At 66.8% G+C, this 22,843-nt stretch carries 22 protein-coding genes; 4 read left to right on the forward strand and 18 right to left on the reverse strand.

Features of this window, described 5'->3' with window-relative positions; translation table 11 throughout:
* The first annotated feature begins 343 nt into the window (after window positions 1–343).
* Window positions 344–667: a flagellar hook-basal body complex protein FliE gene (gene fliE / locus BLQ58_RS15175; RefSeq protein WP_092599398.1), complete on the forward strand. Its 324-nt coding sequence runs from the start codon at window positions 344–346 to the stop codon at window positions 665–667.
* Between the two features lie 116 nt (window positions 668–783).
* Here the strand turns inward: fliE and BLQ58_RS15180 are convergent, their stop codons facing one another.
* The 16 genes from BLQ58_RS15180 to BLQ58_RS15255 form a co-directional block, all read right to left on the reverse strand.
* Window positions 784–1,437, reverse strand: a complete 654-nt coding sequence (locus BLQ58_RS15180; protein ID WP_175459918.1) for an LbetaH domain-containing protein — start codon at window positions 1,435–1,437, stop codon at window positions 784–786.
* The gene (locus BLQ58_RS15185) at window positions 1,428–2,237 is read right to left on the reverse strand and encodes an NAD-dependent epimerase/dehydratase family protein (protein ID WP_092599401.1); all 810 of its coding nucleotides are present in this window, start codon (window positions 2,235–2,237) and stop codon (window positions 1,428–1,430) included. The genes BLQ58_RS15180 and BLQ58_RS15185 overlap by 10 nt, the downstream gene beginning before the upstream one ends.
* A gap of 8 nt (window positions 2,238–2,245) precedes the next feature.
* On the reverse strand, window positions 2,246–3,316 hold the full coding sequence (locus tag BLQ58_RS15190) for an FkbM family methyltransferase (protein WP_092599404.1): 1,071 nt from the start codon (window positions 3,314–3,316) through the stop codon (window positions 2,246–2,248).
* 22 nt (window positions 3,317–3,338) lie between these two features.
* A complete protein-coding gene (gene rfbC, locus BLQ58_RS15195) occupies window positions 3,339–3,905 on the reverse strand; it encodes a dTDP-4-dehydrorhamnose 3,5-epimerase (RefSeq protein ID WP_092599407.1) in 567 nt (188 codons plus the stop codon).
* Window positions 3,902–5,155 carry a class I SAM-dependent methyltransferase gene (locus BLQ58_RS15200; protein ID WP_092599410.1) on the reverse strand — a complete coding sequence of 418 codons (1,254 nt, stop codon included), beginning with the start codon at window positions 5,153–5,155 and terminating at the stop codon, window positions 3,902–3,904. The genes rfbC and BLQ58_RS15200 overlap by 4 nt, the downstream gene beginning before the upstream one ends.
* A complete protein-coding gene (gene rfbG, locus BLQ58_RS15205) occupies window positions 5,152–6,207 on the reverse strand; it encodes a CDP-glucose 4,6-dehydratase (RefSeq protein ID WP_092599539.1) in 1,056 nt (351 codons plus the stop codon). The genes BLQ58_RS15200 and rfbG overlap by 4 nt, the downstream gene beginning before the upstream one ends.
* Window positions 6,208–6,227: 20 nt before the next feature.
* Window positions 6,228–7,001 carry a glucose-1-phosphate cytidylyltransferase gene (gene rfbF / locus BLQ58_RS29490; RefSeq protein ID WP_092599413.1) on the reverse strand — a complete coding sequence of 258 codons (774 nt, stop codon included), beginning with the start codon at window positions 6,999–7,001 and terminating at the stop codon, window positions 6,228–6,230.
* On the reverse strand, window positions 6,998–9,250 hold the full coding sequence (locus tag BLQ58_RS15215; protein WP_175459920.1) for an O-linked N-acetylglucosamine transferase, SPINDLY family protein: 2,253 nt from the start codon (window positions 9,248–9,250) through the stop codon (window positions 6,998–7,000). Before BLQ58_RS15215 ends, rfbF begins: the two co-directional genes overlap by 4 nt.
* A 232-nt stretch (window positions 9,251–9,482) precedes the next feature.
* Window positions 9,483–9,782: an EscU/YscU/HrcU family type III secretion system export apparatus switch protein gene (locus tag BLQ58_RS15220; protein ID WP_092599419.1), complete on the reverse strand. Its 300-nt coding sequence runs from the start codon at window positions 9,780–9,782 to the stop codon at window positions 9,483–9,485.
* Window positions 9,779–11,128, reverse strand: a complete 1,350-nt coding sequence (locus BLQ58_RS15225; RefSeq protein WP_092599421.1) for a flagellar hook-length control protein FliK — start codon at window positions 11,126–11,128, stop codon at window positions 9,779–9,781. The genes BLQ58_RS15220 and BLQ58_RS15225 overlap by 4 nt, the downstream gene beginning before the upstream one ends.
* A 72-nt stretch (window positions 11,129–11,200) precedes the next feature.
* A complete protein-coding gene (locus BLQ58_RS15230; RefSeq protein WP_092599542.1) occupies window positions 11,201–11,530 on the reverse strand; it encodes a flagellar protein FliT in 330 nt (109 codons plus the stop codon).
* A 2-nt stretch (window positions 11,531–11,532) separates the two neighbouring features.
* Window positions 11,533–11,982 carry a flagellar export chaperone FliS gene (gene fliS, locus BLQ58_RS15235; protein ID WP_092599424.1) on the reverse strand — a complete coding sequence of 150 codons (450 nt, stop codon included), beginning with the start codon at window positions 11,980–11,982 and terminating at the stop codon, window positions 11,533–11,535.
* A 16-nt stretch (window positions 11,983–11,998) separates the two neighbouring features.
* On the reverse strand, window positions 11,999–13,417 hold the full coding sequence (gene fliD, locus BLQ58_RS15240; RefSeq protein WP_092599427.1) for a flagellar filament capping protein FliD: 1,419 nt from the start codon (window positions 13,415–13,417) through the stop codon (window positions 11,999–12,001).
* Window positions 13,418–13,465: 48 nt separating this feature from the next.
* Window positions 13,466–13,843, reverse strand: coding sequence for a flagellar protein FlaG (locus BLQ58_RS15245; protein WP_092599545.1), 378 nt, complete (start codon window positions 13,841–13,843; stop codon window positions 13,466–13,468).
* A 126-nt stretch (window positions 13,844–13,969) separates the two neighbouring features.
* Entirely contained in the window at window positions 13,970–15,160 is a 1,191-nt protein-coding gene (locus BLQ58_RS15250; protein WP_092599430.1) for a FliC/FljB family flagellin, read from the reverse strand.
* Window positions 15,161–15,436: 276 nt separating this feature from the next.
* On the reverse strand, window positions 15,437–15,757 hold the full coding sequence (locus BLQ58_RS15255; protein WP_092599433.1) for an RNA chaperone Hfq: 321 nt from the start codon (window positions 15,755–15,757) through the stop codon (window positions 15,437–15,439).
* 915 nt (window positions 15,758–16,672) lie between these two features.
* On the opposite strand from BLQ58_RS15255, the gene BLQ58_RS15260 reads away from it, so the two are divergent.
* Window positions 16,673–18,658, forward strand: coding sequence for a methyl-accepting chemotaxis protein (locus tag BLQ58_RS15260; protein ID WP_092599436.1), 1,986 nt, complete (start codon window positions 16,673–16,675; stop codon window positions 18,656–18,658).
* Here the strand turns inward: BLQ58_RS15260 and BLQ58_RS15265 are convergent.
* Entirely contained in the window at window positions 18,655–19,197 is a 543-nt protein-coding gene (locus tag BLQ58_RS15265; protein ID WP_092599439.1) for a DMT family transporter, read from the reverse strand. The two genes, BLQ58_RS15260 and BLQ58_RS15265, sit on opposite strands and share 4 nt — an antisense overlap.
* Before the next feature lie 91 nt (window positions 19,198–19,288).
* Here BLQ58_RS15265 and BLQ58_RS15270 point away from each other — a divergent pair, with 91 nt between their 5' ends.
* Together BLQ58_RS15270 and BLQ58_RS15275 are read left to right on the forward strand one after the other, a co-directional pair.
* Window positions 19,289–20,203, forward strand: a complete 915-nt coding sequence (locus tag BLQ58_RS15270; protein ID WP_092599442.1) for a LysR family transcriptional regulator — start codon at window positions 19,289–19,291, stop codon at window positions 20,201–20,203.
* A gap of 223 nt (window positions 20,204–20,426) precedes the next feature.
* On the forward strand, window positions 20,427–21,917 hold the full coding sequence (locus BLQ58_RS15275; RefSeq protein ID WP_254775961.1) for an MDR family MFS transporter: 1,491 nt from the start codon (window positions 20,427–20,429) through the stop codon (window positions 21,915–21,917).
* Here BLQ58_RS15275 and BLQ58_RS15280 read toward each other — a convergent pair whose 3' ends face one another.
* Window positions 21,918–22,796, reverse strand: coding sequence for an oxygenase MpaB family protein (locus tag BLQ58_RS15280; protein WP_254775969.1), 879 nt, complete (start codon window positions 22,794–22,796; stop codon window positions 21,918–21,920).
* Window positions 22,797–22,843 lie beyond the last annotated feature (47 nt).

The raw sequence follows: 22,843 nt of genomic DNA on the forward strand, positions 1-22,843 counted from the left end.
TGGCCGGGCATTCCCTGCCCTTACCACTCAGGCCTTCGCTGCCGTTAATCATCTCGGCACGGCTCACTTTACGCTGCTGAAAAAACACGCGCACTCCCCGCGTTAGTTGAATTCCATGGAGTCAGGCGGCAAGACGAGAAACGCGTCGATCCGCCAGATCCGGCACGGTAGCGATGATCGGGCAGACGGCCGAGGAACAATCGGCTGAATAGGCGAGGTTTTTCCGCCGATTTCAGCCTTTGGACAGAGGCAGGCGGCCAGTACAGTGCGAGGGCTGAAACAGGATGACGAGTAGTGTTTTCGTCACATTGATCCTGTCCCGACTGACCAACCTGTACGTGCCATGACCATTTCTTCCATCGAGGGCATGCTCCAGCAACTGCGCGGCCTGGCGCAGGTAGCTGGCGGCGGAACCCCCTCCCAGGCCGCGAATTCGGCCGCCACGGCCGGCTTTGCCGGCGAACTGCAACGCTCGCTGCAACGCCTGAACGCCACCCAGGAACGCGCCTACGGCCAAGCCGAGGCCTTTGAAGTGGGCAAGCCCGGCGTGTCGCTCAACGACGTGATGATCGACATGCAGAAGGCCAACATTTCGTTCCAAACCACCGTGCAGGTGCGCAACCGCCTGGCGGCTGCCTATCAGGAAATGATGAACATGCCGGTCTGACGTCCGGTACGCGTCCGGCGCGCTGCGGCGCGCCAACGGCAAAAAGGCCATGCGAGCGAAAGCCGCATGGCCTTTTTGCTATGTGGGAGTTTCCCGCCCGGGGGCAGGAACACCGTTCAGACGCGGAAGTATTCCTCGGCCGCGCGTTCGCTGGCCGGCTTGCACACCAGGTCGCCGGCCTGCCCGGCATAGACCAGACAGTTGCCCGGCGTTTCGCGGTTGAGCACGCTCACGCCCTGGGCCACCACCGAATTGTCGCGCACGTGGCTGCGGCCGATGATGGCCGTGTTCGGATACATCACCACGCCTTCGCCAATGACGGGCGCCACGCCATGGTTCTTGCCAACCGTGGAATTCTGGTAAAGCACCAGGTAGTTGCCGTAGGTGGCCTTGGCCAGCACGATGCCCACCGAGTGGCCGATGAAGAACACCTCGGGCATTTCGATCTCGTAGAACAGGTCGATGGCATTGAGGGCCTTGTTGAGCAGGAACAGCTTCGTACACGCCTCGCCGTTGCGCTCGTTGCGCCAGATCGTATTGGCCAGGTAGTAGAGGTACTGGCAATACTGCGACGAATGCAGGTAGTTGAACTGGCCGGGGCGCCACATGCGCACCGCGTCGATGCACCGGCCGGTGCGGGCCAGCGCCTCGTCGATATGGCGCGTCACCACGGGCAGCAGCGCATCGCCACGGCCGTCCGGTACCAGGTTGGCCACCTGCGCGCAGGTATAGGCCGCGAGCGATTCGCGGGTCTGTCCGATCAGTTCCATGGGCGAACCCCTTCCAGGTAGCCTGCCACCACCGAACGCACGTCGCGCGGTGCCACGCCGAGCGCGCGCAATGCCGCCGTGTTGCATTCCGCAGCCCGTTGCACGGGTGAGTGGCGTGCCAGGGCAATGTCCCAGCCGCCCGCGTTGAAAACCTCGGCCAGCTCGCCGTTCGATACGTTCTGGCCGCTGGCGACATTGAAGATGCCGCCGGCGTGGCGCGTGGAAATGGCAACCAGCGCGTCAACCACGTCATCGAGATGGATGTAGTCGCGCACGAAGCCGGAGTCGCTGTCGAGGCGGAACGCGCGCTCGGTGGCGGCGCGCATCAGCCATTCCGACAGGAATCCCGGCGACTCGGGCGCCCAGTCGAACACGCACGAAAGGCGTGCCACGGCGGTGCGGCCGGCTGCCACGGTCAGGCACAGGTTCTCGCCCAGTCCCTTCGAGAAGTCGTACAGCGCGCGCGGATTGGCCGGCTGCAGCGTCAGGGCTGCCGCCTCATCGCCCACGGGCAGCTGCGACGTGTCGTAGAGACGCGTCGACGACAGGTACACCAGGTGCTCGTAGCGGTTGGCGCGCAGCACGTCGGCCAGCAGCGTGACGTGTGCGGTCACCGTGTCGTACGGCCGTGCGGCGTAGTCGGCGGTGAGCCCCGCGCAGTAGTAGACGTGTCCCAGGTCGCGGGTGAACAGCGCGCGGTCGCCGCGCGCCGGCACCCAGACCTCGTGGCCGGCACGCCGCAGCGTGTCGGCCAGGCGACGACCGACAAAGCCGGCGCCGCCGATTACCGTACAACGCATTGCGATCCTCAGTTGGCCGGATGGTGCAGCGCCGGGTCGCGGTGCCACAGCAGCTTGGGGCTGACGCCCGGCACGACAGCAAAGCCGTCGCCTTGCAGCAGCGCGGGATCCTTCACGGCCACCATGTTGAAGCCGTGTGCAGGGCCTTCCAGGTACACCTTGTCCACCGGCACCAGTTCCACCGGGCGGCCCTGCATGTCGACGTTCGAGTTGAAGTCGCGCACGGCGTACACGTGATAGCCATAGCCCTTGAGCAGCTGGATGATCTCGGCGTTCTCCAGGCCGCGGCTCCAGTCCACGTAGTGGCGGTGCACTTCGAACACGAGGTTCGGCGCTTCGCCGGCAGGGCGGGCCAGTTGCTTCGCGGCACCCTTGAAGACGTTCAGTTCGGCACCTTCGATGTCGAGCATGATCAGGGCGAGCTTGTCCAGCTTCTGCTCGGCGCAGTAGTCGTCGATCGTCACCGTCTTGAAGCTGTCGTCGCCCGCGGGGCCGGTGCTGTGGACGGCGTGCGCAAACGAATCGTGGCCTTCCAGGCGCAGTTGCGTGGTGCTGTCCGACCACAGGCCAAGGCGCCAGCTGCGGATGTTGTCCACCTTGTTCAGCTCCGCGTTGTTGCGCAGCATGCCAAGCTGGTCGGCATTGGGCTCGAACGCGTGGCAGGTGCCGCCGGCACGGGCCAGCTGGCGGGCCATCAGGATCACCTGGTCGCCGAAGTAGGCGCCGCCCACCACGGCATGGCCGCCGCGCTCGCACAGCCTGACCAGCAGCTTGGTGGTCTGCGGTTCCCAGACGTGGTCCGGTGCGGCCGGCGTGCTCATCAGGAAGTCGCGGGCGATCTTGGTGCGGTACAGGAATTCGAAGACCGTGCCGTCGGCCAGCGTCTTGCGCAGGCGCGAGGTCTCGTTGTACATCGCATCGACGATCGGGCCGGTGATGTCGTCGCGCACGCTGCCCTCGTAGGCGTCCAGGTCCTGCTCGATGCTCTTGCACAGGGCAATGACCTTGTCTCGGGCGGCGGCGCTGCCGCCCACCGTGCGCAACGCGTCGGAAAGCTTCTGCAAATGTTCAGTCGTCATGGGTGGCTCCGCTAGGGGGTTGTCAGTTTTCAGGGTGAAAGTTGGGTTGCGCGGCCAGTTCGGCCAGCGTGGGCAAGGCCAGGTCCTTGGCGGAGATCAGGCGATCCGCGCAGTGGGGCCAGGCAATGCCGATGGCGGGATCGTCCCAGCGCACGCCGGCGCTGCTGCCGGGCGCGAACGGCACCGTCATCTGGTAGAACACCTCGGACAGCGGCGTCAGGGTCTGGAACCCATGCGCCACGCCTTTCGGAATAAAGATCGCCCGCTGCGCCTCGGCATCGAGCACCACGGCCTGCCATTGCAGGTACGTGGGCGATTCCGGGCGCAGGTCCAGGATCACGTCGTGGACCGCGCCGGTGGTCACGCGCACGAGCTTGTCCTCGGCGTGCGCGCCGCGCTGGAAGTGCATGCCGCGCAGGATGCCCGCCCGCGTGTTGCGCGACACGCTCTGCTGCACGAAGCGCGCATCGATGCCGTGCGCCGCGAACGCGTCCACGCAGACCGTGCGCGCGAAAAAGCCACGCTCGTCGGCCAGTGGTTCGGGGTCGACGATCCAGGCACCGGCGATGCGGGCAGGCGTGAAGATCACGGCAGCACCACGGTTTCGGGGATGGCCACCACGAACCGGCCGCCCCAGGCCCGGATGCCGGCCATCTGGTCCATTACCTCGTCCTTGATGTTCCAGGGCAGGATCAGCAGGTAATCCGGCCTGCGGCTGTCGATGACCTCGGGCGCGAACACGGGGATGCGCGAACCGGGCAGCAGCTTGTCCTGCTTGGCGGGGTTGCGGTCCACGACGTACTCCACCAGGTCGGCATCGATGCCGCAGTAGTTCAGCAATGTGTTGCCTTTGGCGGCCGCGCCGTAAGCGGCGACGCGCTTGCCCTGGCGGCGTGCGTCGATCAGGAAGGCCAGCAGGTCGATGCGTGCCCGGCGCACGCCCTCGGCGAATGCCGTGTAGCGCGCCGTGGCGTTCAGGCCGCCACGCGTTTCTTCGTCCAGGCAGGCCTGCACGGCCGCCGTGGTGCCGTGCTTCGCATGCTGGTGGCACGCAAACAGGCGCAGGCTGCCGCCGTGCGTGGGCAGGTGCTCGATGTCGAATACGCGCAGGCCGGCGCGCGCCAGGATCGGCACCAGGGCGGTCAGCGACAGGTACGAATAGTGCTCGTGGTACAGCGTGTCGAACTGGTTTTGCTCCAGCAGGCGCAGCAGGTGCGGGAATTCCAGCGTCACGACGCCTTCGGGCTTCAGCACCAGCGGCATGCCGCCGACGAAGTCATTGATGTCGGGTACGTGGGCCAGCACGTTGTTGCCCAGCAGCAGGTCCACCTGCCAGCCTTCCACGCTCAGCGCGCGGGCGGTGCGCTCGCCGAAGAACAGTTCCCGGCTGTCGATGCCCTTGGCGCGTGCGGCGGCGCCGGTGTTGGCCGACGGCTCGATGCCCAGGCAGGGCACGCCGTTCTGGTGGAAATACTGCAGCAGGTAGCCGTCGTTGCTCGCGATTTCAATCACACGGCTTTGCGGTCCCAGTCCGAAGCGGGCGGTCATCGACGCGACATAGCGGCGCGCGTGGTCGAGCCACGAGGTCGAGAACGACGAGAAGTACACGTAGTCGTCGTGGAAATGGGTCTCGGCTGGCGTGGCGTCGCGCAACTGCACCAGCCAGCAGCTGTCGCAGACCATCGCGTGCAGCGGATAGAACATCTCGCCATGGGCGATGTTCTCGGGCCTGATGAAAGCGTTGGAGACCGGCGACAGGCCGAGGTCCACCATGGTGTGCGTCAGCGGCGCGCCACAGGCGCGGCAGTTCGCGGGGTGAGCGTTGGGTTGAGCGGTCATGCGCAGAATTGGCCGATTTGTCGTTCAGTGATGGCGCGCGCCTGGGTCGGGTCCATCTGGACGGTGCGATACCAGCTGGCCGTGGCGGCCAGCGCCTCTTGCAGCGTCCAGCGTGGCATCCAGCCCAGTTCGGTGCGGGCGCGCGCAGCGTCGAGATACAGGTTGCGCGCCTCGTGGGGCGCGGCGCCCGGCGGGGGGCAGTGTTTCCAGTCGAGTTCCGGCCAATGCGACTGCAGGCCGGCCAGCACCGTGGCGACCGGCAGGTTGTCGCGCGGCTCGGGCCCGAAATTGAAGGCGTCGGCCATGGCGGCGTCGCCATCGAGCAGGCGGCTGCCCAGGCGCAGGTAGCCGTGCAGCGCTTCCAGCACGTGCTGCCACGGGCGGGTGGCCTGCGGGCTGCGGATCTCCAGCGTGCGTGCCGCCGCTGCCGCCCGCGCAGCGTCGGGGATCAGGCGGTCTTCCGACCAGTCGCCGCCGCCGATCACGTTGCCGGCGCGCGCAGTCGCCAGCAGTACGCCACGTTCGGCCAGGAACGACTTGCGATAGCTGGCGGCCACCAGTTCGGTGCCCGCCTTGCTGGCACTGTAGGGGTCATGACCGCCGAGCGGATCGGTTTCGCGATAGCCCCAGAGCCATTCCTTGTTGTCGTAGCACTTGTCGGTCGTGACCACGATCACGGCGCGCACCGACGCGCACGCGCGCACGGCGTCCAGCACGTTGACGGTGCCCATGACGTTGGTCGACCACGTCTGCGCCGGATCGCGATAGCTGGCGCGCACCAGCGGCTGGGCGGCCAGGTGCAGCACGATTTCGGGCTGCGCGTCCTGCATGGCTTGCGCGAGCGTGGCCGCGTCACGGATATCGGCGACGGTATGGCGCACCAGCGCGGCGCGCACGTCGGCGGCGTCGAACAGGCTCGGTGCGGTGTTCGGCGCCAGCGCGTAGCCGCTCACCTGCGCGTCGAAGCGCGCCAGCAGCAGCGCCAGCCAGGCGCCCTTGAAGCCGGTGTGACCCGTGACAAAGACGCGCCGGCCGCGATAGGCCGCGAACACGCTGGCGGGGTTGCCGGTCGTTACCAGATCTTCCACGGTGCCTTGCCCGATTGCCACAGGTCCTCCAGCAGGTTCTTCTCGCGCAGCGTGTCCATCGGCTGCCAGAAGCCGGTGTGTTCGAAGGCAGCCATCTGGCCGCTGCGCGCCAGTTCGCGCATCGGCGCCTCTTCCCACGACATGCTGTCGTCCTCGATCAGATCGATCACCTCGGGCTGCAGCACGAAAAAGCCGCCGTTGATCCATGCCCCGTCGCCACGCGGCTTCTCGGTGAAGCCGCTGACCAGTTCGCTGTCACCACGTTCCAGCGCGCCATAGCGGCCGGGCGGCTGCACGGCGGCGACGGTGGCGCGGCGGCCGTGCGAGCGGTGGAAGGCAATTTCGCGGCTGATATCGATGTCGGACACGCCGTCGCCATAGGTAAAGCAGAACGCCTCGCCCGGCGTCAGGTATTCGCGCACGCGGCGCAGGCGGCCGCCGGTCATCGAATCCTCGCCGGTGTCCACCAGTGTCACGCTCCACGGCTCGGCCTTGCGGTGGTGCACGGCCATGCGGTTCTCGCGCATGTCGAACGTCACGTCCGACATGTGCAGGAAGTAGTTGGCGAAGTATTCCTTGATGACGTAGCCCTTGTAGCCCAGGCAGATCACGAACTCGTTCACGCCGTGGGCCGAGTACATCTTCATGATGTGCCACAGGATCGGCTTGCCGCCGATCTCGATCATCGGCTTCGGACGCAGGTGCGATTCTTCGGAGATCCGGGTGCCGAGGCCACCGGCCAGGATGACGGCTTTCATGCGGTTACCTCTGCTTCTTCGGTGGCGGATTCGGTGACGGGCAGATCCAGCGAAATGCCAAGCACCTCGAAGGCGTTGGGCGGGGGCGAGGCTTCCAGCGCGGCCAGCGTCAGGCCGAACTGGTCCTGCAGCAGCGACGCCAGCGCGGACTTGTCCAGCTGCTGTTCGTCGAGCCACGCTGCCAGCTTGCGATACAGCGGCAGCGCGTAGGGACGCATGCCGATCGCCTCCACGAGCAGTTCGATCGCCGTATCGGGCGCGCCGTTGTGGTACTTGTACTCGGCCAGGCCGTAGGCCACGGCCCAGTGGCGATACCAGGTCGACGTCAGGTTTTCCAGCACGTTGTGCACGGCCTGCCATTCGCCCAGATGGATGTGGGCCGCCACCGACATCAGCAGCGTTTCGGCCGGATACCACTGGCCATTGAAGAAGATGCCCGACTGGCGCGGTTCGGTGCGCGCGGGCACCGCCTTGGTCTCGCTGCACATCTCGGTCAGCTGGTCCTCGAACCAGGCGGCGAAGCGGGGCGCGTCGAACATCTCGCTGCTTTCGGCGCGCGGGCGGATCGACTGGCGGATGTTGTCGAGTTGCTGGACGTCGGCAGCCAGCGCGCAGGCCACTTCCACGTAGCGTTCTTCCGTGTCGCAGATCAGGTCGTCCAGGCCGGCCGCGTGCAGGAACGGCGCCGACACGCGCTGGTGGAACGTATCGCCGGCCAGGCTCACCACGGGCACGCCCATCCAGATGGCGTCGCAGGTCGTGGTACCGCCCGTCACCGGGGCGGTGTCCAGAGCGATGTCGATGCGGTGATAGGTCACGTACTGGTTCTTGCCGTCGCGGCCAATCAGTTCCACCCGGCTGGTGTCGATGCCGTGCGAGGCCATGCGCTCCAGCAGCATGTTGCGCACGTCTTCGCGCTCGCAGCCGGCGGCTTCCACCAGCATCCGCGCATCGGGGCAGCGCGCCAGCACGGCGCTCCACAGGCGCATGGTCTTGGGCCCGAGCTTGGCGATGGTGTTGCACGAGCCGAACGTGATGTGGCCATTGGCCAGCGCCGGCGTGGGCTGCACGCGGTAGCGGGCGTCGTAGATCATCAGCGGATTGGTGACGATCGGGTGGAACGCGCTGAATACCGGCGCGCGCAGCAGCTTTTCGGTGTAGTTGTGCTCGAAGCCTTCCGGGTCGGCCGTCCAGTCGGTCACGCGGTACTCGATCTGCTCCATGCCAGTGGTGCCGGGGTAGCCGAGCCACGTCAGCTGCTTAGGCGCGAGGCGCTGCACCATGTAGGTCAGCGGCGACGCACCGGTGTAGCCCCCGAGGTCGATCATGACGTCGCAGCGCCGCGCGCGTACCGTCCTGACGACCTCCGCCTCGGACATCTTGTACAGGTTGTGAAACCCTTCGGCGTAGACGCGGATCTTCTTCGTGATGCTGTCGTTGACGTTCGACAGCGAGAATAGATGCACCTCGAAGCGGGTGCGATCGAGGTTGGCGATCAGCGGGATCAGGAAGTACGCACAGGCGTGGCGGCGCAGGTCGTTCGAAAGGATGCCGATGCGGATACGCTGCCCCTCGCTGGCCTGCAGTGCCGGGCCGTCGATCTTCGTGCGGGCGAGCGTGCGGGCCCAGTCCTCGGCTTCGCGGCGCAGCTCCGCAGCACCGATGGTCTCGTCATACAGCAGCGAAAACAGCAGGTTGGAGCGGTTGACGCGCTGCGTGGGATCCAGCGCACAGGCGCGGCGGAAGACAGGGATCGATTCGATCGTGCTGCCCGATTCGCGCAGCGCCGACGCATAGTTGCCGATGGCGACGGGATCGTTGGGCAGCAGCGCCGCCGCCTTTTCGCCTGCCAGGCGGGCCTGATAGTAGTCGCCGTTGTAGAAGTTCGCCGTGCCGAGCGTCTGCCAGAGATGGGCCGACCCCGGCTGCAGTTCCAGGCTGCGCTGGAGCAGCGGGATGCCCTTGTCGTAGTTCTCCAGCTGGACTTCGAGCGCGCCGCACAGGCCCAGGAATCCCGAGTGGTTCGGAAAGCGGCGCACTCCGGCTTCGGCCAGGCGCAGCGCCTCTTCGTTGTGGTTCAGGCCGGACAGCGCCAGCGATTCGAGGTAATAGCCGTCGGGCATCGTCGCGGCGATGCGCTTCGCGGCCCGCGCGTGCTTCAGGGCTTCCGCATACTTGTTGGCGTTATAGGCATTCCAGGCGTGCTGGATCATCCGCTGCGCGGGACCCATCGAAACGTTCTTGTTCATGGCGTTGTGTGCGTAGGCGCGATGACGGCCCGCGCGAAACGGACGGGCTGATCGATGCCTGCACAGTAACAAGGGACGTTGTGCGCCAGCGGCCGGAACACGGGCCGAAATTGGCGCTATTTCAAGCGGGGCGCCACATGGGTGCCGTTTTCGCCGCCCCGCTCGGCCCGGAAACGGGCAGCCGCGAAAGGGCGTCTGCGAAGGGTGCGCGGGACGGGGCCAGACAGGCGTGTCAGCGCAGGGCCGGCACGCCTTCGGAGACGCCGCCCGGTTCGTCCATCCGGTGCAGCCACGCCAGCAACTCGGCAACGGCCACATAGAGCTGCGGGGGGATCTGGCTGTCCAGATCCACCTGCATCAGCAGGTTGACGAGCGCCGGGGAGCCGTGCACGTAGACGCCGGCGTCGCGGGCACGGGCGATGATGGCTTCGGCGGACATGCCGTAGCCCTTGGCCACCACGCGGGGCGCGTTGTCCTTGGTCTGGTAGGAGAGGGCGACGGCGGCGCCGCGATCGGACGGGAGGTCGCTCATGCTGGCAGGGCGATGACGGTGGGCGTCGACGGGGCGTCCTGGGTCGACACGTTCATGTTCAGCAGCGAGATGCCGCGCGCCTCCAGCTGGGTGCGAAAGTCCGCACGGCCCTGGATCAGACGCGCGGCGGCATCCGAATCGGCGGCGACGAGGCGGGCCTCCAGCCCCTGCGCGCCAAGCGTCAGTACCGCATCGACGCTGCCAAGCGCCTGCAGGTTCAGCCGCAGGCGGGTGCTCCAGGTAGCCGGCCCGGCCGGATCGCCGCCGGCCTCGCGGTCGTGCTCGCGCGAGATTTCCCAGTCGACGGGCATGCCGGGCCACGCGTCGATGGTGGCGCGGAACTGTTGCGAGGCCAGCAGTTCCAGCTGCTGGCGCACCACGCCCTCGCTGGACGGATGAATGGGCGGGCCCGGATCGGGCTGCGCCTGAGCGGCCGGGGTGCTGCCATCCGGCGCATTCCAGCTGGCGACGATGGCGGCACGCTGGGCCTGAGCGGCGTGGTGGCCCTCGTGCGAGATCTCGGCGGTGACCTGATAGGCGTGCGCGGCGGCGGAAGCATGCGCGGCCAGGCGCTGCTCGGCCGCGGCGCTCTGCGGCGTCTGCGGTGCCGACGCGGAATTGGGCAGGCTCGGTGCCGCTTCGCCGGCATGCGGCTGGCCGTGCGAACCATGGGCAGGCACGCCGGTAGACAGCGGATAGATGACCGGGCGGGTCAGTTCGGCCAGGATCGCCGCGCTGGGCGGCGGCAGGGCGCTGGGTGCGGCCGGACCGCCATACGGCAGCAAGGCGGCAGGCGCCGGTGCGGCGGGCGAGCCCGCTGCCGGCTGGCCTTGCGGCGGTGCAGTCTGGCTCTGGGCCGGATTGCGCAGCGCAGCCTGGGGTTCCTGCAGCAGCGTGGACAACGGGCGCTGGCCCATGACCCATTGCGTCACATGCGATTCATAGAACAGTCCGCTCTGGTCGACAAAGCGCGCGAGCGCGCTGGCCAGGTCCTGCGCGGCGCCCGGCTGGCCCGAAGGCGATGTGGCCAGCAGCGGCAAATTCGCACGCGCCGGTACGGCATCGCCGGCTTCGAACAGATCCAGGATCGCCTTGGCGGCAAAGCTCAGCGTTTCGCGCGTGGAAGTGGTCTGCCCGGCCAGGCGCGGATCGGTGCCGCCCGGCATCAGCGCGTTCGGCTGCCGGGCCTGCGCGGTCTCGCCGGTCGACGACTGCACGTCGCCTTGCGACACCTCCTGCACGGGCATCAGCGCCGCGAGCTTGTCGATGGCCAGCGCGGGACGCGATAGCTGTGGGTCCGGTGCCTGATGCGGAATCAGGCTGGTGGGAATCTGGATGCCGGTCATGGACGCGTGTCAACGATGGTAGCGGGTGCGATACGCGTCGCGCCGTTCCCGCCGTCAGCCGGTGGGCGCGCTTCAGATGGCGCCGTAGGCGGCGGTCAGTTCGAGCTTGCGGCGCGAGTTGTTGAGCAGGTTGCCCAGTTCGGCCAGGCGGGGCATGGTCAGGTCGCGGATGCGGGCATCGTAGGCCAGAATGCGTTCCAGCAGCTGAAAGCGGCGCAGGCGCTCGTTGTCGGTGAACGCCACGCTATGGTCGAGCAGGCGCAGGCGATCCACTTCGGCCATATAGACCTTCTGCAGATCGGTCAGTGCATCCCAGTTTGACGCGCGTGCGGCGTCGAGCATCTGCTCGGAGAGCACCAGTAGCTCTTCGTAGCTGCGAACGATGGGGGACATGGCAAACATCATCAGTTGTCCTGCAAAACGGGGGGGGATGCCACGGCCGGCTCGGCCGGCGTGGCGTCTGCGGGTGCGGCCGGATCGATGGCGGCCCATGCCGAGGACAGGTTTTCGAGCAGGGCGTCCACCTCGGACAGCATGTCGGCGTCGCTGTGCAGGTTGGCCAGCATCAGGCGACGCGTCATGTATTCATACAGCGATTCGAGGTTGGCGGAGATTTCGCCGCCCGCCTCGTGGTCCAGCACCGCGCGCAGGCCGTTGTCGATGATGTTGATGGCCTTGGAGATCGCATTGCCGCGCGCTTCAAGCTCGCCGTTTTCCAGATGGAACTTTGCCCGGGCGATGGCCGATCGCGCGCCGTCGTACAGCATCACGATCAGCTTGTGCGGACTGGCACTCATCACCCCGGTCTGGACTCCGACCTGGGCATAGGCGTTGATACCTTGGCGCGCGAACATGGCGATACTCCGATTCTTACTTCTTGGTGCTGGACGTCAGGGCCGAGAACTGCTGCGTCAGGTAGCTGCTGGTCTGGTTCATCTGTGAAACCAGCAGATCAAGCTGCGTGAACTGCGCGCGGTATCGGTCCATCGTGGCGGTGATACGGTCCTGCGTGGCGCTGTACTTCGTTTCCAGGTCCTTCAGCGTCGTCGTGAGACTGTCGGTGGCCGCGCTGAGCGCGCCGCCGGTGGCGTTCAGTCCATCGACGTAGCTGGTGATGGTCTTGCCCAGGCCCGACGCGCCGTTCGCGCCCGAGAAGAAGGCGGTCATGCCGCCGAGGTTATTGGCGATGGCCTTGGTCAGCTTGTCGTCGTTCACCTTCAGCGAGCCCGAATTCGAGCTGTCGAGGCTGAATTCGACGCCCATGTCGGACAGCGTGACCATGCCGCCCTTGCCGTCGGACATCGGGGTGGTCAGCACCGAGCGCATCTGCGTCAGGATGTTGCGCAGCGTGCTGTCGCCGTTCAGGGCGCCCTTGGTGCCGGCGTCGGTGTCGAAGGCCGTCAGCGTCTTGGCGGCCGACAGCACGTTGTTGTAGGCGGTGACAAAGCCCTGCACTGCGTTCTTGATCGACGCGTCGTCGCGCGTCACGCTCATGCTGGTGGTGCCGGTGGCCGTCAGCGTCAGGGTCACGCCCTGGGCAGCTTCGGCCACGGTGTTGCTCTGGCTGGTGATGTCGATGCCGTTGATCGTCAGCGCGGCGTCGGCCGCCTTGACCTTTTCCTGCATGCCGCTCGGCTGCGTGGCCAGGGCCGGATCGAACCCCACGATGTCGTTCACGGCGCTGTTGTCGGCCGAGACGCGCATCTGCGACTGCGTGCCGGTCTTGTCCGACGTCAGCACCAGGCGGTAAGGCGTGCCGCTGCCGTCGTTGATGATGCTGGCCGTCACGCCGATGCCGGCCTTGTTGATCGAGTCGCGGATGCCTTGCAGCGACGTGTCCGAGCCAATCGTCACGGTCTTGGTGCTGGTCGGCGTGCCGCCGGTGGCCAGGTCGGCGCCGAAGTCGATCGTGATCGTGCCGCCGCCCACGGCGGCGGTCTGGTCTGCCACCTGCTTCGACACCAGGCTTTGAGCCTGGGCCAGCGAGGTCACGTTAATGCTGTAGCTGCCTGCCACCGCGTTGGTGCCGGTGGTGGCGGACAGCACGCTGCTGTTGCCGACCGAGGCCTTCACGGCGCCGAACGTCGATGCGGTAGCCAGCGTCTTGGCGGCGGCCGAGTACGCGTCCAGCACGCTCTTGATGGTGCCGTAGCCGCTCAGTTGCGACTGGTAGCTGCTGGCCTGCGTGTTGATCTGGTCGAGGGCGGTGTTCTCGTTCGTCTGGATCTTGTCGAGCAGATCCTGCAACTGGAGATTGGAGCCGATGCCGATGGAGGAGATTCCGGACATGTTTTTCTACCTGTTGTTATCGCTTCAACTGACTGGGCTTGCGGTACATCACACGGCGTGGCTGACGAACAGCCCCTGGAGCTTGTCGATGGCGCGCGCGAAGCGCAGCACTTCCTCGCTGGGCAGCTGACGGATCAGATCGCCGGTTTCCTTGTCCACGACCTTGGTGATCACGCGGTGGGTGGTGTCGTCGATCTCGAACCGCAGGCCGATCGACGTGGTCTTGAGCACGTCGACGAGTTCTTCCACGGCGGCTGCCATGTTGCCGGGCGTATGGCCCGTGCCGCCATGGTTCCCGGTGTCCTGGGCTGCGGCAGCCGGACGTACAGCCTCGGCGGCGGTGGCCGGCACGGCAGGTGCCGGGCTGACAGCCACGGGTTCGGCGGTGATGCGTGCCGGCATGGATACGGGGGTGGAAGATGCCATGGTCAGCTCCGTCCGGTAGGGCAGGAAAAACACTACGGTTGAAATGCTTTGCAGGCAGTGGTCTGCCTGCAAAACACTCCGGCAAAAAAACCGGGCCTTGCGGCCCGGTTTCTTGCGGCGCGGCGATTAACGCAGCAGCGACAGCACGTTTTGCGTGGTCTGGTTCGCTTGCGACAGCACCGACGTACCAGCTTGTTGCAGGATCTGCGCGCGGGTCATGTTCGACACTTCCGTTGCGTAGTCAGCGTCTTCGATGCGCGAACGCGAAGCCGACAGGTTGTTCACCGTCGTGCTCAGGTTGTTGATCGTCGACTCGAAGCGGTTTTGCACTGCACCGAGGCTCGAACGCAGGTTGTCAACCGTTGCCAGGGCCTTGTCCAGCGTGGCCAGCGGGTTGGTCGTGGCAGCTTGCTGGAAGTCCGAAGCTTGCAGCGACGAACCGGTCAGCGTGAAGCCGGCGGTCTGGCCGTTGACCGAAGCGTCGGTCGGCTTGACGGCGATGAACATCGTGGTGGACGTGGCGGTACCGTTGCCGGCAAAGCCCTTCGACGACAGCGCTGCGTCGTCTGCGGCGGTCAGGCCGGTCATGCTCACTTGCACGAACCAGTTGCCGTTCGAGTCAGCCACCACGGTCTGTGCGTTCACGGCAGCCGAGGTGTTCAGGCCCAGAGCGCGCTGGATGTCGGCGTTGGCGATACCCGTTGCCGAAGCAGCGGTCACCGGCGTGGCCGCGCCCAGGGCAGCCTGAGCAGCAGCCGAACCGATCGAAGCCGTGGCGCCTTGCGGGCCGGCAACGCTGAAGCCAGCAACGCCCAGGGTCTTGGACGTGATTTGCTTCAGGGCGATCGAAATCGTTTCGCTGTCGTTGGCACCAACCTGGATCGACATGTTTTGATCCTTGGCCAGGACCTTCACGCCGTTGAACTGGGTTTGAGCCGACACGCGGTCGATTTCCGACAGACGTTGCTTGATTTCGTCCTGGATCGACTTCAGGTCCGACGACGAGTTCGTGCCGTTGGCGGCTTGCACCGACAGTTCACGCACACGTTGCAGGTTGTTGTTGACTTCGCTCAGCGCGCCTTCGGTCGTTTGAGCGATCGAGATACCGTCGTTGGCGTTACGCGAAGCTTGCGTCAGGCCCTTGATGTTGGCGGTGAAGCGGTTGGCGATGGCTTGACCAGCAGCATCGTCCTTGGCGCTGTTGATGCGCAGGCCCGACGACAGACGTTGGATCGCGCTGTTCAGCGACGATTGCGACGTGTTCAGGTTGCTCTGCGTTTGCAGCGACAGAATGTTGGTGTTGATGACTTGCGCCATGGTACGACTCCTATTTGCAATGTTTTAGGCATTCCGGCGGGTGCCGTAACGTTGGCTGCCTGCAGTGCAGGGCGTAGAGTGCCTCCGTTGCAAAGGTTATCGACCGTGGGTGAGAAGACTTTAGAGTGACTTTTGCGCGTGTTGCGGGCGTAGCCCGATCTGGTGTATGGCGGCAGCCCTGCCAGCGATGGCGCCCGTTGTGGCCCTCTATATATAGAGAGGCGGAGGCGATGCCGGGAGCGGCCGGCCCCCGGCCCGGCGCGGCCGTCCGGGCGGTCAGCGGCGCTTGCGCGTGCGCGGAATGAAGATCCGCACGAAATCCGGCGATACGTCGGCGTCCAGCATCGCCACGGCGTCGGTCGACGCGTGGGCAGGCGTCACCACCGTGATGGCGCGCTTGTAGATCAATGTCGGGGTGGGATCCTCGGCGGTCCGCCCGAGCAGGATCATGTAATTGTCCGACGCCAGCACGATGCCATTGAGTCGCGTGCCGTTCGACAGATGCACGACCACCGCGGCACGGCTGGCGCTGTGCGCGGCGAACTGCAACTGCTGCAGCTTTCTGCTGGGTCTGGGAGCCTTGATTTCCTTCTTCACAACTTCTCCGGAAGAGCCCGCGAGGGTTCTGGCGGCTGACAACGGTCCGATGACCAGGGACTTTGCATGGCGTCGCACTAAAAGTGACGTTTATTGCAGTCTGATCGCGGCGAGAATTGAAACATTCGCTCTCGGAACCGGTACAGGGACACGACGACATGATTGCGGCGGACAGGCGTTCGATAAAAGTGAGGAACGCTGCCCTGCCGCCCGGTGGGGTCGTCTCTGCCAGGAGAGAAGGGGAATACTTCAGGCGGGAGAGTAACAAAGTTTTACAAGCGTTGACGAACCCCCTGCGGGGCTGGGCCTAGAGGATTTGCTCTACTTATTTTGTTGCCGCGTTTTTGTGATTCGTGTAGCACATAACGATGGGCGGCGGTCCTGCCGAACCGGCTCAAGCTCCACAACCCGCGCCGGCTAAAGGTTTCCGGGAAGCGTCCGTAATTCATCGATAAGTCTAAAAGTGACTCTCGACATCACTTTTGGCATACGAGTGATGCACTCGTTACACCCGCCATCCGGGGAATCCCTGATAGAAGCGCGATTTACACCTCATGTAAGCAGGTTTATATTCGCGGTTCGGGGCCGGGTACAGCCGGTCCTTTTACGCAGTCCTGAAAGCCTACGAGCACCCCGCGCGTGGGCTTCTTTTTTTGAGCCCGCGTCCTTCGAGGCAATCCGCCGTATCCGGCCGTCTGCCTCGCCCATCCGTTTGCGACGGGATCGAAGTGCCTGAGGCAGATTAGACGCCATCCGCTGCACCCCCAATTTGTGGAAGAGCAGCGACTTTTCCCCCCATTTCATTTATTCGCTCAAGTGCAGCGTGCGGCCCGCCGTTACCGTGCCGTGCGACGCCCCTCCTCGGGCGGACGCAGCGCATACAAATACAACCCGACAGACGAAAGGTACGAAGTCATGGGCTTGCGGAAAATGGGGATCGGCGCACGGATGTCGCTGGCATTCGCCGTGGTGGTGCTGCTGCTGGCCGTGGTTGCCACGGTAGGCGTGAGGGCGCTGGGCGGCATGAACGACGCGATGCATCAGGCCGTGGAGCAACGGCTGTTGCGCGTGATGGATCTGAGGCTGGCCAAGGAACGGGTGCTGACGATCGGCATCCTGGTGCGCGACGCCGCCCTGACGGAAGACCCGGCGCTGGCGGAGCAGAACGCGGAGAAGATCGGCAAGATCCGGGAACAGGTCAGTGCCACGCTCGAAGACCTGGGCAAGGTCATGCGGGCCTCCCCAAGCGCGGATTCCAAGGCCAGGTTCGAGCAACTGATGCAGGTGCGTGCCAACTACAACGGCCAGCTCGACCTCGTCATGCAGCAACTGCGCGGCGGCGCCTTCGATGGCGCCCGTGCGGGGCTGGTGGTGACGCTGCCCGCGGCCCAGGCGGCGTACTTCGACAGTCTCGATGCCGCCGCCGAACTGGGCCGCAAGATGGCCATGGCGGCGGTCGAGGAGGCCTCGGCGCAATATGTCTTCACGCGCAACGTGCTGATCGGCATGTCGGCGGCGGCCGCCGTCATCGCGGCGCTGCTTGGCATCGGACTGGCCCGCTCGGTAACGCGTCCTGCGCACCAGGCACTGGAAGCGGCCGAGGCGCTGGCGCAGGGCCAGCTTGGCCACGCGATCCAGGTGCGCAGCCACGACGAAATGGGCCGCATGCTCGGTGCGCTGGAGCGTGCCTTCGGGCAGTTGGGCACGCTGGTGCGTGGCATCCAGCAGGCGGCCGGTTCGATCGATACCGCGGCCCGCGAAATCGCCAGTGGCAACACCGACCTGTCGCAACGTACCGAAGAGCAGGCGGCCTCGCTGGAGCAGACCGCCGCATCGATGGAGCAGCTGACGTCGACCGTGCGACAGAACGCCGAGAATGCGCGGCAGGCCAACCAGCTTGCCGTCAATGCGTCTGACGTGGCCACCGAAGGCGGCCGCGCGGTGCGCAGCGTAGTGGATACGATGGACGGCATCTCGAAGTCGTCGGCCCGGGTGTCGGAAATCATCGGCGTGATCGAGGGCATCGCATTCCAGACCAATATCCTGGCGCTGAACGCGGCCGTGGAAGCCGCTCGCGCCGGCGAACAGGGCCGGGGCTTCAGTGTGGTGGCGGCCGAAGTACGCAGCCTGGCCCAGCGGTCGTCGTCGGCGGCCAAGGAAATCGGCGAACTGATCAACGGATCGGTGCGCCAGGTGCAGGACGGCGCCAGACAGGTAGAAGTGGCCGGCAAGACGATGGACGACATCGTGACCGCCGTGCGCCGCGTGACCGACATCATGGGCGAGATTTCGTCGGCCAGCGAAGAGCAGACGGCCGGCATCGAGCAGGTCAGCCTGGCGATTACCCAGATGGAAAGCGTGACGCAGCAGAACGCCGCGCTGGTGGAAGAAGCCAGCGCTGCGGCCGAAAGCCTGCTGCAGCAGGCCGGCGGCCTGGTAACCGAGGTGGCGCGATTCGACCTGGGGCAGGGCAGCATGGCAACCGCCGAGGCCTTCGCCCGGCACCCCGCAACGCCGCGTGCGGCCGTGGTGGAGGTTGCCCGGCCTGCGCGCGCCATCGCTGCAAAGCCAGTCCGGGCATTGCCCGCGCCCGCCGCCGAGCCGGTGAAGGGTGCCCGGCCGGTCAAGTCGGCCAGGCCGGCACCCGGCATTGCGCAGGCTGCGGTGACGGCCAGGGCGCCGACCCGCGTGGCCGCCGTGCCCGCCGCGGCCCGGCCGCCCGTGCAGCGCAAGGCCAAGGCCGAACCGGTGCTGTCGCGCCAGGCATCCAGGCCGGTCGCCCCGCGCTCGCCGGTGACGCATCAGCGCAAGGAACCCGTACTGGCCACACCGGCCCGCCGTCGTCCCTCGGCCGCGCCGACCCCGGCAACGGCCGATTCCGGCGACTGGGAAACGTTTTAACGCTGGTGGTTGCGCAGCGAGGCGGCGCCAGATGCGGCGCCGTCCGCTTGCGTAGCCACGCCCGATGGCTGCCATTGCATGACTGCCATCCCGGCCAGCACCAGTCCCACCCCGGCCAGGCGCATCCAGGTGACGGGCCGGCTGGGCAGCCCGACCAGTCCCAGTTGATCGATCAGCAGCGAAGCCAGCATCTGGCCGGCCACTACGCCGACAATGAAGTTCGCGGTGCCCACCCGGGGCGCCAGGATCAGCGCGGCCGTAATGTAGATCACGCCGAACACGCCGCCGATCCACTGCCACCACGGCCCGTGCAGGGCGCCGGCCAGCGCGGGCGGTGGCGCGCGCATGCCCCACAGCACCGGCAGTACCACCAGCAAGCTCAGCAGCAGCGACAGCACCGTGGCCCACAGCGGATGGCCGAGCGAGCGGCCCAGCGTGGCATTGGTGCCGGCCTGGAACGGAATCATGGCACCCGCAAGCAGTGCGATGCCCATCGGCATCCAGGTGGATGCCAGCGGCGTGGCCAAAGGTGCCGTCATGTAAAGTCTCCGGTTCAAGAACGAAGCGCTCATGGTGCCCCGGGCTGGGCCGCCGGGGAAATTCGCAATCCTTACCTGAGACATTCGCCGCATGGATGACCTGCGCCGCCTCGACATGAATCTGCTGTTGACCCTGCACGCGTTGCTGACGGAGCAGCACGTCACGCGCGCGGCGGTACGGCTGCACAAGAGCCAGCCGGCGGTCAGCCACGCGCTGGCCCAGTTGCGCGACCTCTTCGACGATCCCCTGCTGGTGCGGCGCGACGCCGGCCTGGTGCTGACCACGCGCGCGTGCGAACTGCTACCGCCGCTGGAAGACGCGCTGAGCCAGCTCAACGGTTTGCTGCGCACATCCGCCTTCGATCCGGCCCAGGCCCGGCGCACGTTCCGCGTGGCGCTGTCGGACTATGGCGCGCGTATCATCCTGCCGCCGCTGGTGCGCCGCCTGCGCAGCGAGGCGCCCGGCATCGACCTGGCCGCCGTGCAGGCCAGCCGCGAAGCCATGCTCGCCAAGCTGGCCGACGGCGAGATCGACCTGGCGCTGGGCGTGTTTCCGCATCTGCCGCGCGATATCGTTGCCGACCTGCTGTTCGAGGACCACTACACCAGCGTGGCCGATGGCGCCACACTATCCGCGCACGGCGATCTGCCGCGCGAGGCGTGGCTGGACCGTCCCCACGTGCTGGTGGCGATGCGGCTCGATGCACCGAGCGATATCGACGCCGCCCTGGCGGCAGCCGGCCTGGACCGCCATGTCGCGGTGGTCCTGCCGCACTGGAGCGCGGCGCTGGACGTGGTGGCCGGCACCGACCTGATCCTGACCGTGGCCGCCCGGACGCTGTCCGCCGCGCCGGCCCAGCCGGGGCTGCGTGCGTTCGCGCCCCCCGTGGCGCTGCCAGCGGTGCCGTTTCAGCAGGCCTGGCATGCGCGGCGCGACACCGATCCCGCCCATCGCTGGTTGCGCCAGGCAGTACGCGGGTGCTGTGCGTCACTGCCAGCAAAGTGACGATGGTGTCTCTTTTAGGCCTCGGATCCAGGGGCAAATGCGGCCGTTGAAAGGGAATCGGCAAGCGCGGTTTTCAGCAGTCGCCTAAAATAGCGGCTCTCCTTCACCCGACAAAAGAGCAGCGAAGCCCGTCCGGGCCTTCATCTGCCAGCCAGGCCACACCATGTCCGCAGCGCCCTCATCCCGGCTTTCCCCCGACGCTCCCCCGGCTGACGTCCCCGTCATGCAGGTCATCTTTGGCCTGATGCTGGCCATCCTGCTCGGGGCGCTCGAACAGTCGATCGTGGCCGTGGTGCTGCCCGACATCGCGCTGCAGCTCAATGGTTTCGAGGACATGGCCTGGGTGATTTCGGCCTATCTGGTGGCGTCGACGGTGGTGACGCCGATCTACGGCAAGCTGTCCGACGTGCTGGGCCGCCGCTCGGTGCTGACGTTCTCGATCATCCTGTTCCTGCTGGCTTCGATCGCCTGTGCGCTGGCCACGACCATGCCGATGCTGATCGTCGCGCGCATCCTGCAGGGCCTGGGCGGTGGGGGGCTGATTTCGGTCTCGCAGGCCACCATCGCCGACGTGGTGCCGCTGCGCGAGCGTGGCAAGTACCAGGGCTACGTCAGCGGCGTTTGGGCCGTGGCGAGCATGGCGGGGCCGGTGATCGGCGGCTACCTGGCGCACTTCCTGTCGTGGCGCTGGATTTTCTGGATCAACATCCCGCTGGCGCTGATCGCGCTGGTGGTGGTGCGCCGCGCGCTGCGCCATCTGCCCGTCAGCGGCCGCAAGCACAAGATCGACTACCTGGGCGCGTTGCTGTTCGGCGGTGGCCTGTCCGGCGTGCTGGTGTTCCTGACCCGCCTGGGGCAGGGCCATTCGCCGCTGGAACCGCAAACGATCGGCCTGCTGGCGGCGGGCCTGATCGGCATGGTGGTGTTCGTGTGGCAGGAGCGCCGCGCCGCCGATCCGGTGATTCCGCTTGCCATGCTGGGCGTGCCCACCGTGGCCATCTGCTGCCTGACGCTGTTCCTGTGCTTCTTCCAGCTGATCGCGATGTCGGTGCTGCTGCCGCTGCGCTTCCAGGTGGTGGGCGGTGCGGCTGCCGACACGGCCGCGCTGCGGCTGGTGCCGCTGACGCTGGCGATTCCGTTCGGCGCGTATATTTCGGGCCGCCTGATGTCGTGGAGCGGCCGCTACAAGCCGCTGCAGATGACGGGCTGCCTGGTGGCGCCCGTGGCCATCGTGGCGCTGGCATTCACGCCGCCGCAATCGGTGACGCTGGCGGCGCTGGTGATGATCGTGCTGGGCCTGTCGATCGGCCTGCAACTGCCGAGCGGGCTGGTGGCGACGCAGAACGCCGTCCCGCCGCAACAGGTGGGTATCGCCACGGCGCTGACGGCGTTTTCGCGGCTGCTGGGCGGCGCCGTCGGCGTGGCCGTGCTCACCACGGTGCTGATCGCGCTGCTTCGCCATAGCGGCGTGGCCGTATCGGACATGAGCGGCGGCGAGGATGTGCTGATGAGCATGTTCCGTCGGGCGATGTCCGGCGGCGACCAGGGCGATGCTGCCGCGGTGCGCGTGGCCGCCGAGCGTGCGTTCCGCGTGCTGTTCCTGATGAGCGCGGCGGTGTCGCTGATCGCGCCGTTCTTCGTGGCCCGCCTCAAGGAAACGACGCTGCGCGGCAGCCCCGCCGCCGCCGCCAAGGCGGCGGCTGCAGCGGAGTAATCAGGCGGCTGGCTGCGCCTGTACCCGCCGTCTGGCACGTGCGGCCAGCCCGGGCCCCAGCGCCCAGCGCAGGGTTGGCGCCAGTCCGCGCATGCCGGCCAGTGCCAGCGAGCGGCGCAGCGAAGGGCGGTGCAGACCGAGCATCTGGCGCGCCCAGGGTGGCAGCAGGGCCACGCCGGCATCGGCCATGGTTCGCACGGCCGGCACAAGCAGCGGGTTGGCCACCGGCATCGCCATGATCAGCCGGACCACTTCCTTTGTCCGCTCGCTGTTCACCAGGCCGGGGCGCTGGGCTTCCAGATAGGCATCGACCTGGGCGCGCGAACGCGGCACGTCCGGTGCGCCCAGCAACGCCGCTACCGTGGCTTCTTCCTCGAAATACCGATCCTGCTCGGCCACGGACAGCGGCCCTACGTAGCGCAGGTATCCGGCCATGAAGCTCGACACCTCCGCCACATGCACCCACGTCAGCAGGTCGGGGTCGTCGGCGGCATAGGGCTGGCCGTCGGGTGCCGTGCCCTGGATCGACGCGTGGATGCGCTTCACCCGTTCGATCAGCAGCATCGCGTCGGCCCGGCTGCCGTAGGTGGTGCCGGCGATGAACTGCGCGGTGCGCCCAAGGCGGCCCTGCATGTCGGTGCGGAAGCTGGAGTGGTCCCACACGCCGGCCAGCGCGCGCGGGTGTAACGCCTGCAACAACAGCGCGCTGACGCCGCCGGCCAGCATCGCCGGGAAATCTGCGTGCACGCGCCAGCAGACGGCGTCGGGGCCGAACAGGCCGGGATCGCCGGGCGGATTGTCGTAGTCGAGCGTCAGCCCGGAATTGCTGCGCGTGAGTGCGCGAACCTGATTGCCGGCGTGGCTGCGCAGGCGACGCATGAGCGGGCCGGTGGTGGCGCCCGCGGGCGCACGGTGGGTGGGGTCGG

This window comes from Ralstonia sp. 25mfcol4.1, from assembly GCF_900104095.1.
Taxonomy (GTDB): Bacteria; Pseudomonadota; Gammaproteobacteria; order Burkholderiales; family Burkholderiaceae; genus Cupriavidus.

Coding starts and splice junctions, on each gene's coding strand:
- fliE (WP_092599398.1), top strand. CDS start 344: ATGACCATTTCTTCCATCGAGGGCATGCTCCAGCAACTGCGCGGCCTG.
- BLQ58_RS15220 (WP_092599419.1), bottom strand. CDS start 9,782: ATGAGCGACCTCCCGTCCGATCGCGGCGCCGCCGTCGCCCTCTCCTAC.
- BLQ58_RS15200 (WP_092599410.1), bottom strand. CDS start 5,155: ATGACCGCTCAACCCAACGCTCACCCCGCGAACTGCCGCGCCTGTGGC.
- BLQ58_RS15230 (WP_092599542.1), bottom strand. CDS start 11,530: ATGTTTGCCATGTCCCCCATCGTTCGCAGCTACGAAGAGCTACTGGTG.
- BLQ58_RS15260 (WP_092599436.1), top strand. CDS start 16,673: ATGGGCTTGCGGAAAATGGGGATCGGCGCACGGATGTCGCTGGCATTC.
- BLQ58_RS15275 (WP_254775961.1), top strand. CDS start 20,427: ATGCAGGTCATCTTTGGCCTGATGCTGGCCATCCTGCTCGGGGCGCTC.
- BLQ58_RS15245 (WP_092599545.1), bottom strand. CDS start 13,843: ATGGCATCTTCCACCCCCGTATCCATGCCGGCACGCATCACCGCCGAA.
- BLQ58_RS15225 (WP_092599421.1), bottom strand. CDS start 11,128: ATGACCGGCATCCAGATTCCCACCAGCCTGATTCCGCATCAGGCACCG.
- BLQ58_RS15185 (WP_092599401.1), bottom strand. CDS start 2,237: ATGCGTTGTACGGTAATCGGCGGCGCCGGCTTTGTCGGTCGTCGCCTG.
- BLQ58_RS15250 (WP_092599430.1), bottom strand. CDS start 15,160: ATGGCGCAAGTCATCAACACCAACATTCTGTCGCTGCAAACGCAGAGC.
- BLQ58_RS15190 (WP_092599404.1), bottom strand. CDS start 3,316: ATGACGACTGAACATTTGCAGAAGCTTTCCGACGCGTTGCGCACGGTG.
- fliS (WP_092599424.1), bottom strand. CDS start 11,982: ATGTTCGCGCGCCAAGGTATCAACGCCTATGCCCAGGTCGGAGTCCAG.
- BLQ58_RS15270 (WP_092599442.1), top strand. CDS start 19,289: ATGGATGACCTGCGCCGCCTCGACATGAATCTGCTGTTGACCCTGCAC.
- BLQ58_RS15215 (WP_175459920.1), bottom strand. CDS start 9,250: ATGAACAAGAACGTTTCGATGGGTCCCGCGCAGCGGATGATCCAGCAC.
- BLQ58_RS15265 (WP_092599439.1), bottom strand. CDS start 19,197: ATGACGGCACCTTTGGCCACGCCGCTGGCATCCACCTGGATGCCGATG.
- BLQ58_RS15180 (WP_175459918.1), bottom strand. CDS start 1,437: ATGGAACTGATCGGACAGACCCGCGAATCGCTCGCGGCCTATACCTGC.
- BLQ58_RS15280 (WP_254775969.1), bottom strand. CDS start 22,796: ATGCGTCGCCTGCGCAGCCACGCCGGCAATCAGGTTCGCGCACTCACG.
- rfbF (WP_092599413.1), bottom strand. CDS start 7,001: ATGAAAGCCGTCATCCTGGCCGGTGGCCTCGGCACCCGGATCTCCGAA.
- fliD (WP_092599427.1), bottom strand. CDS start 13,417: ATGTCCGGAATCTCCTCCATCGGCATCGGCTCCAATCTCCAGTTGCAG.